We start from the raw sequence: 17468 nt of genomic DNA on the forward strand, positions 1-17468 counted from the left end.
ACGACTTTTTTCCGAATCCGCAAGGATTTGCAGCAGGATATTTTCAACCATATCTTTATTCACTTGCTAATAAGCCGTTTACAGAGCACAATCTTTTCTTAAAAACACTGTTTTGAAAAAATGAATTGCCGTTTACAGTTTTCGGAGCATCTTCCGGAAGCGGCGGATCTGATTCATGGCGAAAAGGAATACGGGGTTCGGGGGCGAAACAATGTCGGTAGCCATAGTCTCGGCCATAGTCATGGGCGGCTCTGTACCGAACTGACCCGGATAGATTATGATAAGGTTATTGGCGGCAAGATATTTCTGAAGATATTCGGGGACAGCATCCATGTCGCTGTCAAACGAAACTGACGATCGGCGTGCGCTGACGACAACCAGCAGATCGTCATCGTTGATATCGGTGGTTCTAAGTACAAAGTCATCATAGCTCGCCACGGGCATGAATGACATGCGTATGCCGAGCTTGCTCTGCCTTATTACTGTACGGATAAGGGGCTCAGTGGCTTCGTCGCACCAGAATTCCACACGGCAACCTATCTGACGGCAAAGATTGCCTACAGCCTGTACCCATCGGCGGAAACCGGTTTCGAACTGAGCTTTTTTAGGGACGGCTACAAGCAGACGTGTGACGGTGGCAAGGGGGATGAAGCAGCGTGAGAGGACTATCATACGATTGGTGCTTCGCAGGAGCTGTTCGATCTTGTCGCCAAGGAATGAATCGATGATGCGCGTGCGGCGGTGGAGACCGAGGACAAGCTCGGTGATGTCACGTTCCTCCATCGTGTTGAGCACACCGGTAATGAAATTGAGATCGAAACGCTCTATGGTGGTGAGCTGAGTCTCGACAGCTGCCGATGCGCGCTCGGCCACGTCAAGCGAGTTTCGGCTGATGGCCTTTGACGAGGCGGAATTGTCGTTGCGCACATGCAGGGCATAGAAGTCACCCGGAACGGATGAGTCAGGGAAGCGCATGGAGAGGGCAAGATCTACGATACCGGGGGCTATGAGAGGATTGGAGATGGCTATAAGCGTGCGCGGGTGAGTCGTGGAGTCATCCTTGGCATTCTCCTCGTCGGCCTGTTCGAGAAGCTGAACCTTGAGACGAGAAGCTGCATGCTCCGTGCCGAACGATGACACTGTACATGTCACGAGTATCATAACGACCGTGCCGTTGAGCACCGTGACGTCGAAGAGGTGCATATCATAGCCGATCATGACCACTGCCAACGCAACGGCGGTGTGGGCATTGGAGAGCTGATACATGATCGAACGGTCAATCGAAGTAAGTCCATAGACCTTCTGCGTGATCCTCGCGGCAAGCCATTTCGACAGCATCGCCACGGCACTCATGACAGCGGCAGTGTAGAGCGTACCCCAACCGTCCATCACCACGTGGAGGTCGATCAACATTCCGACTCCGATAAGAAAGTAAGGGATAAAGATGGCATTGCCGACAAACTCCAAGCGACCCATAAGCGTGGATCGCGCAGGGATGAAGCGGTTTAGCACGAGTCCCGCGAGGAAGGCTCCAAATACTCCCTCGATGCCGATGAACGATGCGAGCGCAGCCGCCCCGAACACCATCACCATGACGTAGATGAACTGCGATATGCCGTCGTTGTAACGCTTGAAAAAATAGCGCGTCAGACGCGGATAGACATAGATCAGCCCCGCGCAGTAGAGCACCAGATAGCAGAGCACGGGTATGAGCGAGGATACAGAACCGTCACGATAGACCCCAAGCACTCCGGCAAGCACTATGAGCGAGCCTAACACGGCCACTATAGTTCCGGCAATGACTATCACCACGGCCGGTGCTTTTGTGACACCGAAACGCGTTACTATCGGATAGGCGATCAGCGTGTGGGCGGCAAACATCGATCCGAGCAGCATGGCCTCGATCAGATGCATGTTGAGAGCGGCCATCGCTGTCAGCGCGCCAAGCAGGAGTGGGATAATGAACGTAAGTAAGCCGAACGAAAGTCCTTTGCGCATATTCTTGCGCAGATGGTACATGTCGATCTCTATACCCGCAAGAAACATCAGGTAGAGGATGCCGACCTGTCCGAAGACTTCAAAACTCATGTCGCGCGCAAGCAGGTTGAACCCATGAGGGCCCACCACCACTCCGGCTATGATAAGACCGATGACATGGGGAATCCTCAGACGGCTCATGACGAGCGGGGTCAACAGGATTATAGCCATCACGGTTAGGAATATCGGGACGGGGGCAGTGATCATCGGCGCCGTGGCCGGTATGGCAAGCGATAGCAACATAGCACTGCAAAATTAACGAAAACCCCGCAAAATCCGAAATCCCACCACTGGAAAATGGAAAATCAAAAGTTTATCAGAGAGATCGGAGCGATCAGAGGAATCAATGAGAAAAGTTTCGAGTACAATCGAAACTTTCATCAAAGAGGATAATTTTTTCGAGTACAGTCGAAAATTTCGCCTTAAATACCAAAAGTTTCGACTGTGGATGAATTTTTCGTATATTTGTGAAAAAGTTTCGAGTATGGATGAATTTTTAGACATAATTGCACCATATAACCTATGGAACGGCAACACTCTGCCGATCGGATTCAACAGACGCAGCTACACCGAACGTCTGATGCGTTACACAGGCAACCGTCTTGTAAAGGTACTTACCGGTCAACGGCGTGTCGGAAAGAGCTATATCATGCGTCAGATAGCCGTAGAACTTATCAGTAACGGTGTCAAGGCGGAAAACACACTTTTCATCAACCGTGAGCTCGCAGTGTTTGATTTCATTCAGAATGCCGACGATCTCAACCGCCTTGTGGATGCCTACAAATATCGTTTCAAACCGAAGGGTACGATCTATGTATTCATCGACGAAGTGCAGGAGATCAACGATTGGGAACGTGCGGTAAATTCAATGTCGCAGGACTACACCGTAAATATCGAGGTATTCATATCCGGTTCAAACTCACGTCTGCTTTCAGGCGAACTGGCCTCACTGCTCTCCGGTCGATACGTCGAACTGTCGGTATTCCCGTTCTCATTCGCTGAATTTACTGAAGTCCACGGCTTACCGTCTGACCGCCAGTCATTCCTGCACTATATGCATGAGGGAGGCCTCCCGGAACTCATCAATCTTCCTGACGAGGAGGTAAAGCAACGCTACATTGCCGGTTTGCGGGATTCAATCATGCTCAAAGATATAGTGAAACGCTATTTCATAAAGGATGTGAGCCTGCTCGAAAACCTATTTGCCTATCTCGTAAATAATGCGTCAAGCATGATTTCGATCAACGGTATAGTCAACTATTTAAAAAGCCGTGGAAGCAAATCAAGCTACGACACTGTGGCATCTTACATGATGTATCTTCAGGAAGCCTATCTCATCCATAAGTCCGAACGTTACAATGTGGCAGGAAAGGAATTGCTTGCAGGAAATTTCAAAGCTTACATTAACGATCAGGCATACCACAATTACCTCTTTCCCACAGCCCGATTTGGAAACGGATATCTGCTTGAAGGCATTGTATATATGGAATTGCTCCGCAAGGGATATAAGGTAAACACGGGCATCATCCGTGACAAGGAGGTGGATTTTATAGCTACTAAAAATGATATGACACTATATGTTCAGGTAGCATACATGCTCACTGACGATGCGACCGCCCAACGTGAGTATGCCTCACTTGAAAGCGTGAACAGTATTGGTGAGAAACTACTCGTGACCCTCGATGACATCACCTACCCTACGCGGAACGGAATCCGCCATGTTCAGGTATGGAGATTGGACGAGGTGATCTGAGAATTTTGATAATTATAAATAAATGCAGCGGGCGTCACTACCGGTAGTGACGCCCGCTGATATTTGGGATAGCTATGTTATATGCTTAGAGTTCGGTGTGAGCTACGTCGATGACTTCGGGAGCTTCCTGACGGGGAACGACAGGCATGTCAAAGGCGTCCTCGATGTCATCCTTACCACCCACGACGATGCGCTCGTAAGAGCGGAGACCTGTACCTGCGGGGATAAGGTGACCGCAGATGACGTTCTCCTTCATGCCCTGAAGGTAATCGACCTTGCCGTTGATAGCTGCTTCGTTGAGTACCTTGGTGGTCTCTTGGAATGATGCAGCCGACATGAACGAAGATGTCTGGAGAGCGGCACGGGTGATACCCTGAAGGATCTGTTCGGAAGTGGCGGGCTGGGCGTCGCGCACGACGATGGGACGGAGGTCACGACGCTTGAGCGATGAGTTCTCGTCGCGGAGCTTGCGGGCAGTGATGATCTGACCGGGCTTGACGTTCTCGCTGTCACCGGCATCGGTAACGACTTTCTTGCCCCAGATACGGTCATTCTCGTCCATGAAGTCACGCTTATCGACAATCTGCTGCTCAAGGAAGCCGGTGTCACCCGGATCAAGGATGTTGACCTTACGCATCATCTGGCGGACGATCACTTCAAAGTGCTTGTCGTTGATCTTCACACCCTGCATACGATAGACGTCCTGAACCTCGTTGACGATGTACTCCTGAACGGCTGTCGGACCCATGATGTTGAGGATGTCGGCGGGAGTGATGGCACCGTCCGAGAGGGGTGTGCCTGCACGCACGTAGTCGTTTTCCTGAACAAGGATCTGCTTCGACAGAGGAACGAGATACTTCTTGGTCTCGCCGAGCTTGGAAGTGACAGAGATCTCGCGGTTGCCACGCTTAACCTTACCGAAGCGCACCTCACCGTCGATTTCGGAAACGATGGCGGGGTTGGACGGGTTGCGGGCCTCGAAGAGCTCGGTGACACGGGGAAGACCACCGGTGATGTCACCGGCAGAACCTGCGGCACGAGGAATCTTGACGAAGATCTCACCGGCCTTGAGGTGTGCGCCGTCATCGACCATAAGGTGTGCGCCCACAGGGAGTGCGTAGGTCTTGACGATGTCACCGTTGGCATCGATGATATTTGCTTCGGGCACTTTGCCACGTTCCTTGGACTCGATGATGATCTTCTCGCGGAGACCGGTCTGCTCGTCGGAATCGACTCGGTAGGTGACGTTTTCCTGAAGGTTGACGTATTCGACCTTACCGCCGACTTCGCTGACGATAACGGCGTTGAAGGGGTCCCATTCGCAGATGACATCGCCTTTCTTGACGGTAGCACCGTTGTCGAAGAAGAGCTTGGCACCATAAGGAATGTTGGCGTTGGTGAGCATCATCTTGGTGGTGGGGTCGATGATACGCATTTCTGCGAGTCGGCCGATCACCACATCGACGTTGCGACCGTTGGCATCGACTTCGTCGGTGCGGACAGTACGGAGTTCCTCGATTTCAAGGATACCGTCGTAGCGTGAAGTGAGCGAGTTGACAGCCGCGATGTTCGAAGCCACACCACCGACGTGGAATGTACGGAGTGTAAGCTGTGTACCCGGCTCGCCGATGGACTGCGCTGCGATCACGCCGACAGCTTCACCCATCTGCACCATGCGGTGAGTGGCAAGGTTACGGCCATAGCACTTGGCGCAGACACCCTTCTTTGACTCACAGGTGAGCACTGAACGGATCTCGACAGATTCGATGGGCGAATCATTGATACGGTCAGCGGCAATATCGTTGATCTCCTCACCGGCAGCCACGATAAGCTCACCGTTGGTGGGATCGACAATGTCATGGACGGACACACGGCCGAGGATACGTTCGCCGAGCGAAGCGACAACCTCGTCGTTGTTCTTGATCTCGGTGCAGACGAGGCCACGGAGAGTACCGCAGTCCTCCTCGTTGATGATGACGTCGTGAGCCACATCGACAAGACGGCGGGTAAGATAACCGGCGTCGGCTGTCTTGAGCGCGGTATCCGCAAGACCCTTACGAGCACCGTGGGTAGAGATGAAGTATTCGAGCACCGACAGACCTTCCTTGAAGTTCGCAAGAATCGGGTTCTCGATGATCTGACCACCCTCGGCACCACTCTTCTGCGGCTTGGCCATAAGACCACGCATACCGGAGAGCTGACGGATCTGGTCCTTAGAACCACGGGCACCGGAGTCAAGCATCATATACACAGGATTGAAGCCCTGCTTGTCGGCAGAAATCTGCTTCATGAGCGTGTCGGCCAGACGGGAGTTGACGTGTGTCCAGATATCGATGATCTGATTGTAACGTTCGTTGTTGGTGATGAAGCCCATCGAGTAGTTGTTGAGGACTTCCTGTACCTGCTCGTAGCCTTCCTTGACGTACTGCTCCTTCTCTGCGGGGATGAGCACGTCGCCGAGGTTGAATGACAGACCACCCTTGAAGGCCATGTAGTAACCGAGGTTCTTGATATCGTCGAGGAACTGTGCCGAACGGGGAATACCGCAGCGTTTGATAACGCGCGAGATGATGGTACGGAGCGATTTCTTCGAGAGGATCTCGTTCACATAGCCGATTTCCTTGGGGACGTACTGGTTGACGAGCACACGACCTACGGAGGTGTTCTCGACAAGGTGCTTGATGGGATTGCCGAACTCGTCGATGTCATCGACAACGATCGAAACGGGAGCGTGGAGTGTCACGCGACCCTCGTTGTAAGCGATCTCGGCTTCTTCAGGTCCGTAGAATTTGAGACCTTCGCCCTTGTCGCCCTTGCGGAGTTTGGTGATATAGTAGAGACCGAGCACCATGTCCTGTGAAGGCACGGTGATAGGTGCGCCGTTGGCGGGGTTGAGGATGTTGTGAGAACCGAGCATGAGGAGCTGGGCTTCCAGCACGGCCTCGTTGCCAAGGGGAAGGTGAACCGCCATCTGGTCACCGTCGAAGTCGGCGTTGAATGCCGTACATGCGAGCGGGTGGAGCTGGATGGCCTTGCCTTCGATCATCTTGGGCTGGAATGCCTGAATACCGAGACGGTGAAGTGTCGGGGCACGGTTGAGGAGCACGGGATGGCCCTTCATCACATATTCGAGGATGTCCCAAACGACAGGTTCCTTGCGGTCAACGATCTTTTTGGCTGACTTGACAGTCTTCACGATGCCACGCTCGATGAGCTTACGGATGACGAAAGGCTTATAAAGCTCGGCTGCCATGTTCTTGGGGATACCGCACTCGTGCATCTTGAGCTCAGGACCAACGACGATAACCGAACGTGCGGAATAATCGACACGCTTACCGAGAAGGTTCTGACGGAAACGTCCCTGCTTACCCTTGAGAGAATCGGAAAGCGACTTGAGAGGACGGTTGGCCTCGGTCTTGACAGCCGATGACTTGCGGGAGTTGTCAAGGAGCGAATCGACAGCCTCCTGAAGCATACGCTTCTCGTTGCGGAGGATGACATCGGGAGCCTTGATCTCGATGAGACGTTTGAGACGGTTGTTACGGATGATGACACGACGGTAGAGGTCGTTGAGGTCGGAAGTGGCGAAACGGCCACCGTCCAGCGGAACGAGAGGACGGAGTTCAGGCGGAATCACGGGGACAGCCTGAAGGATCATCCATTCGGGACGGTTGCGCTCACGCGACGCACGGAATGACTCTACGACCTGGAGACGCTTGAGAGCCTCGGTCTTGCGCTGCTGCGAACCTTCGGCATTGGCCTGATCACGGAGAGCGTAAGAAAGGTCGTCAAGGTTGATGTCCTTGAGGAGATCATAGATGGCCTCAGCACCCATCTTGGCGACAAACTTGTTGGGATCAGTGTCGTCAAGGAGCTGATTCTCGCGGGGGAGACGATCGACGATGTCGAAGTATTCCTCCTCGGTGAGGAGATCGAGACGCTGAACGGGGTTCTCACCTTCGGCAGCAACACCGGGGTTGATGACCACGTAACGCTCGTAGTATATGACGGCATCAAGTTTCTTTGAGGGCAGACCAAGGAGGTAACCGATCTTGTTGGGCAGTGAGCGGAAGTACCAGATGTGGGCCACGGGCACAACGAGCTTGATGTGGCCCATGCGCTCACGACGCACTTTCTTCTCAGTGACTTCAACACCGCAACGGTCGCACACAATGCCTTTGTAGCGGATGCGCTTATACTTTCCGCAATGGCACTCGAAATCCTTTACAGGACCGAAGATGCGTTCGCAGAAAAGGCCGTCGCGCTCAGGCTTGTAGGTGCGGTAGTTGATGGTTTCGGGCTTTAACACCTCACCGCTTGACTTCTCCAGAATCTCCTCAGGCGAAGCGAGGCCGATGGAGATTTTAGAGAAACTGTTTTTTTGTTTATTGTCTTTTCTAAAAGCCATATTTTAGATATTCAAAAGCGATGTTAAGTAATTTTTTCGCCCCGCCGGAAAAAACTCCCGGCGGGACAATGAGGGGAGTGATATTACTGCTCAAGGTTGATGCTCAGGCCGAGACCGCGGAGCTCGTGGAGAAGCACGTTGAGTGACTCCGGAATTCCGGCGGGGGGCATGGCCTCGCCCTTGACGATGGCCTCGTAGGTCTTGCTTCGACCGGTAACGTCGTCGGACTTGACAGTGATGATCTCCTGAAGGATGTGGGCGGCGCCGAATGCTTCGAGCGCCCAAACTTCCATCTCTCCGAAACGCTGTCCACCGAACTGTGCCTTACCGCCGAGGGGCTGCTGAGTGATGAGTGAGTACGGACCGATTGAGCGGGCGTGCATCTTGTCCTCGACCATGTGACCGAGTTTAAGCATGTAGATCACACCCACGGTAGCGGGCTGGTCGAAACGTTCGCCTGTACCACCGTCGTAGAGGTAGGTCTTACCGTAGCGGGGAAGTCCTGCCTTGTCGGTCCACTCGTTGAGGTCCTCAAGGGTAGCACCGTCGAAGATCGGAGTGGCGAACTTCTCGCCGAGCTCACGGCCTGCCCATCCGAGAACTGTCTCGAATATCTGACCGAGGTTCATACGCGAAGGCACACCGAGGGGGTTAAGACAGATATCGACCGGAGTACCGTCGGCGAGGAAGGGCATGTCTTCCTGACGGACGATACGCGACACGATACCCTTGTTACCGTGACGACCTGCCATCTTGTCACCGACGGAGATCTTACGCTTCTTGGCCACATAGACTTTGGCAAGCTTCATGATGCCTGAGGGAAGTTCGTCGCCGATTGAGATGTCGAACTTCTTGCGGCGGAGTTCAGCATCGATCTCCTTGGATTTGCGGAGATAGTTGACGATGGTGGCACGGATCATGTCGTTGATGCGCGCGTCGGAGGTCCACTTCGAGAGGTTGATGGTGTCGAAATCGATCTCGCGGAAAGTGGCTGCCGAGAAATTGGCACCCTTGGGGATGATATCAGTTCCGAGGAAGTCCTTCACGCCCTGTGAGGTCTTGCCCTCGGTAAGGGTCATGAGTTTCGAGATAAGAAGATCCTTGAGATCGTTGAGACGATCCTCGTACTCCTCGTCGAGTTTCGGGAGGACTGCGCTCGCGCTCTTCTTGGTCTTCTTCTTCTCAGCTTTCTGGAAGAGGTATGTACCGATGACAACACCCTTGAGCGAGGGAGAAGCCTTGAGTGAAGCATCCTTCACATCACCGGCCTTGTCACCGAAGATGGCACGGAGAAGTTTCTCCTCAGGAGTGGGATCGCTCTCACCCTTAGGAGTGATCTTACCGATCATGATGTCGCCGGGGACGATGTGGGCACCGACACGCACGATACCGCGCTCGTCGAGATCCTTCGTAGCGTCCTCCGACACGTTGGGGATGTCAGATGTGAGTTCCTCCATACCGCGCTTGGTCTCGCGGACTTCGAGGGTGTATTCATCGACATGGACTGAAGTGAGGATGTCCTCGCGCACGACACGCTCGTTGAGCACGATAGCGTCCTCATAGTTGTAACCCTTCCAAGGCATGAAGGCAACCTTGAGGTTGCGGCCAAGAGCAAGCTCACCCTTCTCGGTAGAGTAACCCTCGGTGAGGATGTCGCCACGCTTCACGCGCTGACCCTTGCTGCAGATGGGTCGGAGGTCGATAGTGGTGCTCTGGTTGGTCTTGCGGAACTTGGGAAGGTGATATTCCTTGACGCTGTCCTCGAACGATACAAATTCCTCGTCCTCGGTGCGGTCATAACGGATACGGATGACGGTTGCATCGACAAATTCGATTGTGCCCTCACGCTCGGCCATGATCTGAGTACGGCTGTCGTGGATGAGCTGGCCTTCGATACCCGTACCGACGATAGGCGACTCGCTGCGGAGCAGAGGAACCGCCTGACGCATCATGTTTGATCCCATGAGCGCACGGTTAGCGTCGTCGTGCTCGAGGAAGGGGATGAGCGATGCAGCGATCGAAGCGATCTGGGTGGGCGAAACGTCCATGAGTTCGACCTGATCGGGAGCGACGATAGGGAAGTCGGCATCCAGACGGGCCTTCACGCGGTCGTTGATAAACTCGCCGTCGTCCTTGACAGGGGCATTACCCTGCGCGATGATCTTGCCCTCCTCGATTTCAGCGGTGAGATAGACCACTTCATCGTTCTTGAGGTTGACAACGCCGTTCTTAACCTCGCGGTAGGGAGTCTCGATGAAGCCGAGATCATTGATCTTGGCATAGACGCAGAGCGAGGAGATAAGACCGATGTTAGGACCTTCAGGGGTCTCGATCGGGCAGAGACGGCCGTAGTGGGTATAGTGTACGTCACGCACCTCGAAACCTGCACGCTCACGCGAAAGACCGCCGGGGCCAAGGGCCGACATACGACGCTTGTGGGTGATCTCAGCCAGAGGGTTGGTCTGGTCCATGAACTGCGAGAGGGCGTTGGTGCCGAAGAATGAGTTGATAACGCTCGATATAGTCTTCGCGTTGATAAGGTCGATCGGAGTGAACACCTCATTGTCACGCACGTTCATGCGCTCACGGATCGTGCGCGACATACGTGCGAGGCCGACGTTGAACTGATTGTAGAGCTGCTCGCCCACAGTGCGGACGCGACGGTTGCTCAGGTGGTCGATATCATCGACGTCGGTCTTTGAGTTGATAAGCTCGATGAGGTATTTGATGATGGCGATGATATCCTCCTTGGTGAGGACCTTCACGTCCATCGAGGTAGTGAGACCGAGTTTCTTGTTGATACGGTAGCGGCCCACTTCGCCGAGGTCATAACGCTTTTCAGAGAAGAAAAGGTTGGTGATGACTTCGCGCGCACTTGCATCGTCCGGCGGCTCGGCGTTGCGCAGCTGTCGGTAGATGTACTGGATAGCCTCCTTCTCAGAGTTGGAGGTATCCTTCTGGAGAGTATTGAATATGATTGAGTAATCCGAGGTGTTGGCATCCTCTTTGTGAAGAAGGACGGTCTGCACACCCGAATCAAGAATTTCCTGAATGTTATCCTCTTCGAGCACTGTCTCGCGGTCAAGGATGACATCGTTACGCTCGATGGACACAACTTCGCCGGTATCCTCGTCAACGAAGTCCTCGACCCAAGTCTTGAGGACACGTGCAGCGAGCTTGCGGCCTACGGCTTTCTTGAGGTTGGTCTTGTTGACCTTGATTTCCTCGGCAAGACCGAAGATCTCGATGATGTCCTTATCGCTTTCGAGACCGATGGCACGGAGAAGTGTGGTTACGGGGAGTTTCTTCTTACGGTCGATGTAGGCATACATCACGTTGTTGATGTCAGTCGCAAACTCGATCCAGCTACCACGGAAGGGGATGATACGTGCACTGTAAAGCTTGGTTCCGTTGGCGTGAGTGCTCTGTCCGAAGAACACACCGGGTGAACGGTGAAGCTGCGACACGACAACGCGCTCGGCACCGTTGATGACAAAAGTACCCTTGTCAGTCATGTAGGGGATCGGGCCGAGATACACGTCCTGAATCACGGTGGCGAAATCCTCGTGGTCAGGGTCGGTACAGTACAATTTAAGCTTCGCCTTCAGGGGAACGCTATAGGTGAGTCCACGCTCAAGACATTCGTCAATCGTGTAGCGCGGAGGATCGATGTAGTAGTCAAGGAACTCAAGAACAAAGTTGTTGCGGGTGTCAGCGATGGGGAAGTTCTCGGCAAACACTTTGAAGAGGCCCTCGTTTTTTCTTTTTTCCGGAGGAGTGTCAAGCTGAAGGAAGTCTTGGAATGACTTCAGCTGCACCTCAAGGAAATCGGGGTAAGGAAGAGGGTTTTTAACCGACGCGAAGTTTACGCGGGGTTTTGCTAAAGTTATGTCTGACATCTAATCTTGTGGATTAAACATTAAAAAAGAAACTCGTAGGTGGGGGGATGAAAGAGGATAGAGAGGGCCGGAGGTCAGGATTGACTCCTCCAGATCCGGCTTTTGTCAGGACTCTGACCGGTGATAATTCCGATTGGCTTTGAAACCGCCCGATTAACATTATTTAACCACAAAATCATCCCATTCAAATATCCGAATTTCAGCGTAAAAAGCCAAAACCGCTTAAATGAAGGGATTACGAGATTAAAAGTGATTAAATTTTTATTTATAAATATAAATATTTATGTTTTTTTATACCGACCCGTCCATTTTAACGCAAATAGGTTAAGAAACTCCCGTGAGGGAGAATCTTAACCCATTGTACCTGATAAAGGGTGATATTATTTGAGCTCAACCTCAGCACCAGCTTCTTCGAGCTGCTTCTTGAGGCCTTCAGCGTCAGCCTTAGCCATGCCTTCCTTAACAACGCTGGGTGCGCCGTCAACCATTTCCTTAGCTTCCTTGAGGCCGAGACCAGTGAGTTCCTTCACGAGCTTAACAACGGCGAGCTTAGAAGCGCCGGCAGCCTTGAGGACTACATCGAAAGAGGTCTTCTCTTCTTCAGCGGGAGCACCAGCAGCGGGGCCAGCAGCAACTGCAACTGCAGCAGCAGCGGGTTCGATGCCGTAAGTTTCCTTGAGGATCTGAGCAAGTTCGTTTACTTCCTTAACGGTAAGGTTAACAAGTTGTTCTGCAAAAGCATTAAGATCTGCCATGATATTATAGTTTTATTTTGTTGTTTTTTTAATTTTGATGATTGTTGAGTGTGAGCAGAGAGGTCGTCTGGGATAACGGCTTACGCTTCCTTCTTCGAAAGTGTTTCGAGGATGCCATGAAGCTTGGTGCCACCTGAAGTAAGGGCGGAAACAACGTTCTTGGCGGGAGACTGGAGAAGAGCGACAACATCGGCGATGAGTTCGTTCTTGCTCTTGATAGCCACGAGGGTGTCGAGCTGATCTTCACCCATGTAGATAGTCTCTTCTACGTAAGCAGCCTTGAGGCGGGGAAGGGTGGCATCCTTGTCAGCCTTCTTGATGTCCTTGAGGAGCTTCGCAGGAGCGTTGCCCACATTTGCAAGCATCAGTGAAGTTGAACCGTGGAGAGCTCCGTAGAGTTCTGAGTAGTCACCTTCGAGTGATTCGAGTGCCTTGTGAAGAAGAGTGTTCTTCACGACCATGAGCTTGATATCGGCCTTGTTGCAGGCACGACGGAGAGCTGTGGTCTTTTCGGCATCGAGACCGGCAGTTTCAGTAAGATAGAAACAGCTGTACTCTTTAAGAGTCTTAGCTATATTCTCAATAGCAATGATTTTATCTTCCTTTTTCATTTTCTACAGTCAGCTTTAGAAGTTATTCATCGATTGACTTGGGGTCAATCTTGATACCGGGACTCATAGTGCTCGAAAGATAAATGCTCTTGATATAGGTACCCTTAGAGGCAGCAGGCTTGAGCTTGATGAGGGTATTGACAAACTCGCGTACGTTGGCAGCAGCGGCGGGAGCCTCGAAAGAGACCTTACCTACTGATGAGTGAACAATACCGTTCTTGTCAACTTTGAAGTCGATTTTACCCTTCTTCACTTCCTCAACGGCCTTGGCGACATCGTTGGTCACAGTACCGCTCTTGGGGTTAGGCATGAGGCCACGGGGACCGAGTACACGGCCGAGGGCACCAATCTTACCCATGATAGCGGGCTGAGTGATGATAACATCGACGTCAGTCCAACCGCCTTTGATTTTTTCGATATATTCGTCCAGACCGACATAGTCTGCACCGGCAGCCTTAGCGGCAGCTTCAGCATCGGGGTTACAGAGCACGAGCACGCGCACCTGCTTACCTGTTCCGTGGGGAAGCGTTACGACGCCACGCACCATCTGGTTTGCCTTACGGGGGTCAACGCCAAGACGAACATCCACATCAAGAGAAGCGTCAAACTTAGTGAAGGTGATGTCCTTCACGAGCTGTACGGCTTCAGCAAGCGAATACACTTTACCAGCTTCAACTTTCTCTTGGGCAATCTTTTGATTTTTCGTAAGTTTACTCATGTCAATTGAAGTTTAAATGTTTTCGGGGAATGTTCCTTTAACGGTGATACCCATGCTTCTGGCTGTACCGGCAACCATACGCATTGCCGATGCTACGGTGAAACAGTTCAAATCGGGCATTTTGTCCTCAGCAATTGCTTTTACCTGATCCCATGTCACTTCACCGACTTTCTTACGGTTAGGCTGAGCCGAGCCGCTCTTGAGCTTGGTAGCTTCGAGGAGCTGGATTGCCACCGGAGGAGTCTTGACTACGAAGTCGAAGCTCTTGTCAGTGTAATAAGTGATGACTACCGGAAGAACCTTACCGGCTTTGTCCTGAGTGCGGGCATTGAATTGCTTGCAAAACTCCATGATGTTGATACCCTTGGAACCAAGAGCAGGACCAACAGGAGGCGAAGGATTAGCGGCTCCGCCTTTGATTTGCAATTTGATCTGTCCAGCAATTTCTTTAGCCATGATAAATCTAAATTTTTGTTAATGATTCGGTTAAAACGATGTCCTCTGTTCTTTCACCATGATGTCTCCCCGACTGCTTTCGTAACCAAGAGCCGGAGAGCCGTCATTATTTATTTTAGGCTCGGAAACTGGAACATCTCCCGTGATTCCGCCGCCGGATAAACGCCGGCAGAATCGCGCGATGATTATTCACGCTCTACTTGAGAATTTTCGAGTTCAAGCGGGGTTTTACGCCCGAAGATCTTGACCATTACCTTCAGCTTCTTCTTCTCACGGTTAACTTCTTCGATAGTTCCTGAGAAACCGCTGAAAGGACCGAAGGTCACCTTCACGGTCTCACCTACCATATAATCGTTTCCGTCATCGGTCGTGTCACTCATTTCATCGGCCGTACCCATCATGCGGAGCACTTCGCTTTCGCGGAGAGCCTCAGGGGCGGCGTTCTTGCCACGTCCACGGAGGAAATCAATCACATTGGTAGTGTTGCGGAGTTCATAAAGAACTTCACCGGTAAGAATGCACTCCACAAAGACATAACCGGAGTAAAGGTTCTTTTCCTTTACAACCTTCTTGCCATTGCGGACGGACATAACCTTTTCAGTCGGAATCAAGACCTGAAAAACGTAATTGCCGAGGCCGGTGTTACGGATGGCTCCATCCAATACTTCTTTGACCTTAGCTTCTTTACCTGATATCGCACGAAGCACATACCAAGCTTTCTTCAATTCTTCTGCCATTGATTTCTTTCGTCTAAAAAGATTACTGACCGAGGCTGTAAATAAAGTGCATTACGGTATTGACCACCTGATCCATCACAAAGATTATCGCTGCTATAATGATGGAAGCTATCAGCACGATAACCGCGCTTTTGATCAGCTGTGTCTTAGTAGGCCAAGTAGTCTTATACCGAAGTTCGGTATAAGACTCCTCAATATCTGTAAGTAGTTTAAGTTTACTCATTTGTCGTGTTTTTAGCACGGGACGAGAGACTCGAACTCCCGACACCCGGTTTTGGAGACCGGTGCTCTACCAACTGAGCTAGTCCCGTAGGTAGAAAACCGACCCTCATGTTTCAGAATCTTATTCCCTCGGCAATGAGGGTCGGTTTCGTGTGGTTTATCCAGAGATCCGTCTCAGACGGATTCGTGAATGGCTTTGGTTAAGATACCTCAGGTATTATTCGAGGATCTCGGTGATCTGACCAGAACCTACTGTGCGGCCACCTTCACGGATAGCGAAGCGGAGACCTGCGTCGCAAGCAACCGGGTTGATGAGCTCAACGTTGATCTCAACGTGGTCACCGGGCATTACCATCTCTACACCTTCGGGGAGAGTGATCTCACCTGTTACGTCAAGCGTACGGATGTAGAACTGGGGACGATAGTGGTTGTGGAAAGGAGTGTGACGGCCACCTTCCTCTTTCTTGAGGATATAGACAGAAGCTTTGAACTTGCTGTGGGGCTTAACAACTCCGGGGTGGCAGATTACCATACCACGCTTGATATCTTTCTTATCGATACCGCGGAGAAGGAGACCTACGTTGTCACCGGCTTCACCCTGATCGAGGAGCTTGCGGAACATTTCGACACCGGTTACAACCGACTTCATGTCTGCGCCAAGACCCATGATCTGAACTTCGTCACCAACCTTTACGATACCAGTTTCGATACGACCGGTAGCAACGGTACCACGACCGGTGATTGAGAAGACGTCCTCAACGGGCATAAGGAAAGGCTTATCGATATCGCGGGGAGGCAGGGGAATCCAGTTGTCAACTGCATCCATGAGTTCCATAACCTTCTCTTCCCACTGGGGTTCGCCGTTAAGAGCACCAAGAGCAGAGCCACGGATGATAGGAGTTTCGTCGCCATCATATTCGTAAGCCGAAAGAAGGTCACGCATTTCCATCTCAACGAGGTCGAACATTTCTTCGTCGTCAACCATGTCACACTTGTTGAGGAACACAACGAGACGAGGAACGTTCACCTGACGGGCGAGAAGGATGTGCTCGCGAGTCTGGGGCATAGGACCATCAGTTGCAGCAACTACGATGATCGCACCGTCCATCTGAGCAGCACCGGTAACCATGTTCTTAACGTAGTCAGCGTGTCCGGGGCAGTCAACGTGTGCATAGTGACGGTTAGCGGTCTCGTATTCTACGTGTGCGGTGTTGATTGTGATACCACGTTCCTTCTCTTCGGGAGCGTTGTCAATCTGGTCGAATGACTTCACTTCAGAAAGACCTTTCTTAGCCAGTACAGTGGTGATGGCAGCGGTCAGAGTAGTCTTACCGTGGTCAACGTGACCAATGGTACCGATGTTAACATGCGGTTTGGTTCTTTCGAATTTCTCTTTAGCCATAACTTTGCTATTATTATTTTTTTTTGATTAATGATTGACTTTTCTAACAAGACGCCACGATAGCGTAAATGCACTATCGGGGCTGTCACTTCGTTGTTCGGTTGAGCCGATGGCGGGATTTGAACCCGCGACCTCTTCCTTACCAAGGAAGTGCTCTACCCCTGAGCTACATTGGCAGTATGTCGTAGAGCGGAAGACGAGGCTCAAACTCGCGACCCTCAGCTTGGAAGGCTGATGCTCTATCAACTGAGCTACTTCCGCATTGTTAGTGTGGGCGAAGATGGATTCGAACCACCGAAGGTAAAAACCAGCAGATTTACAGTCTGCCCCATTTGGCCACTCTGGTATTCGCCCTTTCCAGTGAACCGCCGAGCGGTTTCAGCTGTTGTTAGATTAGTTGAGCCTCTTGTCGGATTCGAACCAACGACCCCGAGATTACAAATCACGTGCTCTGGCCAACTGAGCTAAAG

General features: G+C 51.8%; 11 protein-coding genes and 4 tRNA genes. 1 reads left to right on the plus strand and 14 read right to left on the minus strand.

Annotated elements, in window-relative coordinates; all coding sequences use genetic code 11:
- Positions 1-132 precede the first annotated feature (132 nt).
- Positions 133-2280: a cation:proton antiporter gene (locus K2G41_RS10685; RefSeq protein ID WP_300118033.1), complete on the minus strand. Its 2148-nt coding sequence runs from the start codon at positions 2278-2280 to the stop codon at positions 133-135.
- A gap of 241 nt (positions 2281-2521) precedes the next feature.
- Between K2G41_RS10685 and K2G41_RS10690 the strand changes: the two genes are divergently transcribed.
- On the plus strand, positions 2522-3790 hold the full coding sequence (locus tag K2G41_RS10690) for an ATP-binding protein (RefSeq protein WP_300118035.1): 1269 nt from the start codon (positions 2522-2524) through the stop codon (positions 3788-3790).
- Between the two features lie 85 nt (positions 3791-3875).
- On the opposite strand, the gene rpoC is transcribed toward K2G41_RS10690, so the two are convergent.
- From rpoC to K2G41_RS10755, 13 genes are all read right to left on the minus strand, one after another.
- Positions 3876-8198 (minus strand): DNA-directed RNA polymerase subunit beta', encoded by a 4323-nt coding sequence (gene rpoC, locus K2G41_RS10695; protein ID WP_300118037.1) that lies wholly within the window; start codon positions 8196-8198, stop codon positions 3876-3878.
- Between the two features lie 83 nt (positions 8199-8281).
- Positions 8282-12097 carry a DNA-directed RNA polymerase subunit beta gene (rpoB, locus tag K2G41_RS10700; RefSeq protein WP_300118039.1) on the minus strand — a complete coding sequence of 1272 codons (3816 nt, stop codon included), beginning with the start codon at positions 12095-12097 and terminating at the stop codon, positions 8282-8284.
- Positions 12098-12477: 380 nt separating this feature from the next.
- Positions 12478-12852, minus strand: a complete 375-nt coding sequence (gene rplL / locus K2G41_RS10705; protein WP_300118041.1) for a 50S ribosomal protein L7/L12 — start codon at positions 12850-12852, stop codon at positions 12478-12480.
- A gap of 80 nt (positions 12853-12932) precedes the next feature.
- A complete protein-coding gene (gene rplJ, locus K2G41_RS10710) occupies positions 12933-13463 on the minus strand; it encodes a 50S ribosomal protein L10 (RefSeq protein ID WP_300118043.1) in 531 nt (176 codons plus the stop codon).
- A gap of 22 nt (positions 13464-13485) precedes the next feature.
- Positions 13486-14181 carry a 50S ribosomal protein L1 gene (rplA, locus tag K2G41_RS10715; RefSeq protein ID WP_300118045.1) on the minus strand — a complete coding sequence of 232 codons (696 nt, stop codon included), beginning with the start codon at positions 14179-14181 and terminating at the stop codon, positions 13486-13488.
- Between the two features lie 12 nt (positions 14182-14193).
- Complete coding sequence (rplK, locus tag K2G41_RS10720; protein WP_123613571.1) at positions 14194-14637, minus strand: 50S ribosomal protein L11; 444 nt, start codon at positions 14635-14637, stop codon at positions 14194-14196.
- 185 nt (positions 14638-14822) lie between these two features.
- Positions 14823-15374, minus strand: coding sequence for a transcription termination/antitermination protein NusG (gene nusG, locus K2G41_RS10725; protein WP_300118047.1), 552 nt, complete (start codon positions 15372-15374; stop codon positions 14823-14825).
- A 22-nt stretch (positions 15375-15396) separates the two neighbouring features.
- Positions 15397-15597 (minus strand): preprotein translocase subunit SecE, encoded by a 201-nt coding sequence (gene secE, locus K2G41_RS10730; RefSeq protein WP_300118049.1) that lies wholly within the window; start codon positions 15595-15597, stop codon positions 15397-15399.
- A 15-nt stretch (positions 15598-15612) separates the two neighbouring features.
- Positions 15613-15685 (minus strand) — tRNA-Trp (locus K2G41_RS10735).
- A 128-nt stretch (positions 15686-15813) separates the two neighbouring features.
- Positions 15814-16998 (minus strand): elongation factor Tu, encoded by a 1185-nt coding sequence (gene tuf, locus K2G41_RS10740; protein ID WP_300118051.1) that lies wholly within the window; start codon positions 16996-16998, stop codon positions 15814-15816.
- 104 nt (positions 16999-17102) lie between these two features.
- Positions 17103-17174, minus strand: a tRNA-Thr gene (locus tag K2G41_RS10745).
- 12 nt (positions 17175-17186) lie between these two features.
- Positions 17187-17259: transfer RNA gene (locus tag K2G41_RS10750), tRNA-Gly, on the minus strand.
- Between the two features lie 10 nt (positions 17260-17269).
- A tRNA-Tyr gene (locus tag K2G41_RS10755) sits at positions 17270-17352 on the minus strand.
- Positions 17353-17468: the final 116 nt, after the last annotated feature.

This window comes from Duncaniella sp. (assembly GCF_029056165.1).
Classification (GTDB): domain Bacteria; phylum Bacteroidota; class Bacteroidia; order Bacteroidales; family Muribaculaceae; genus Duncaniella.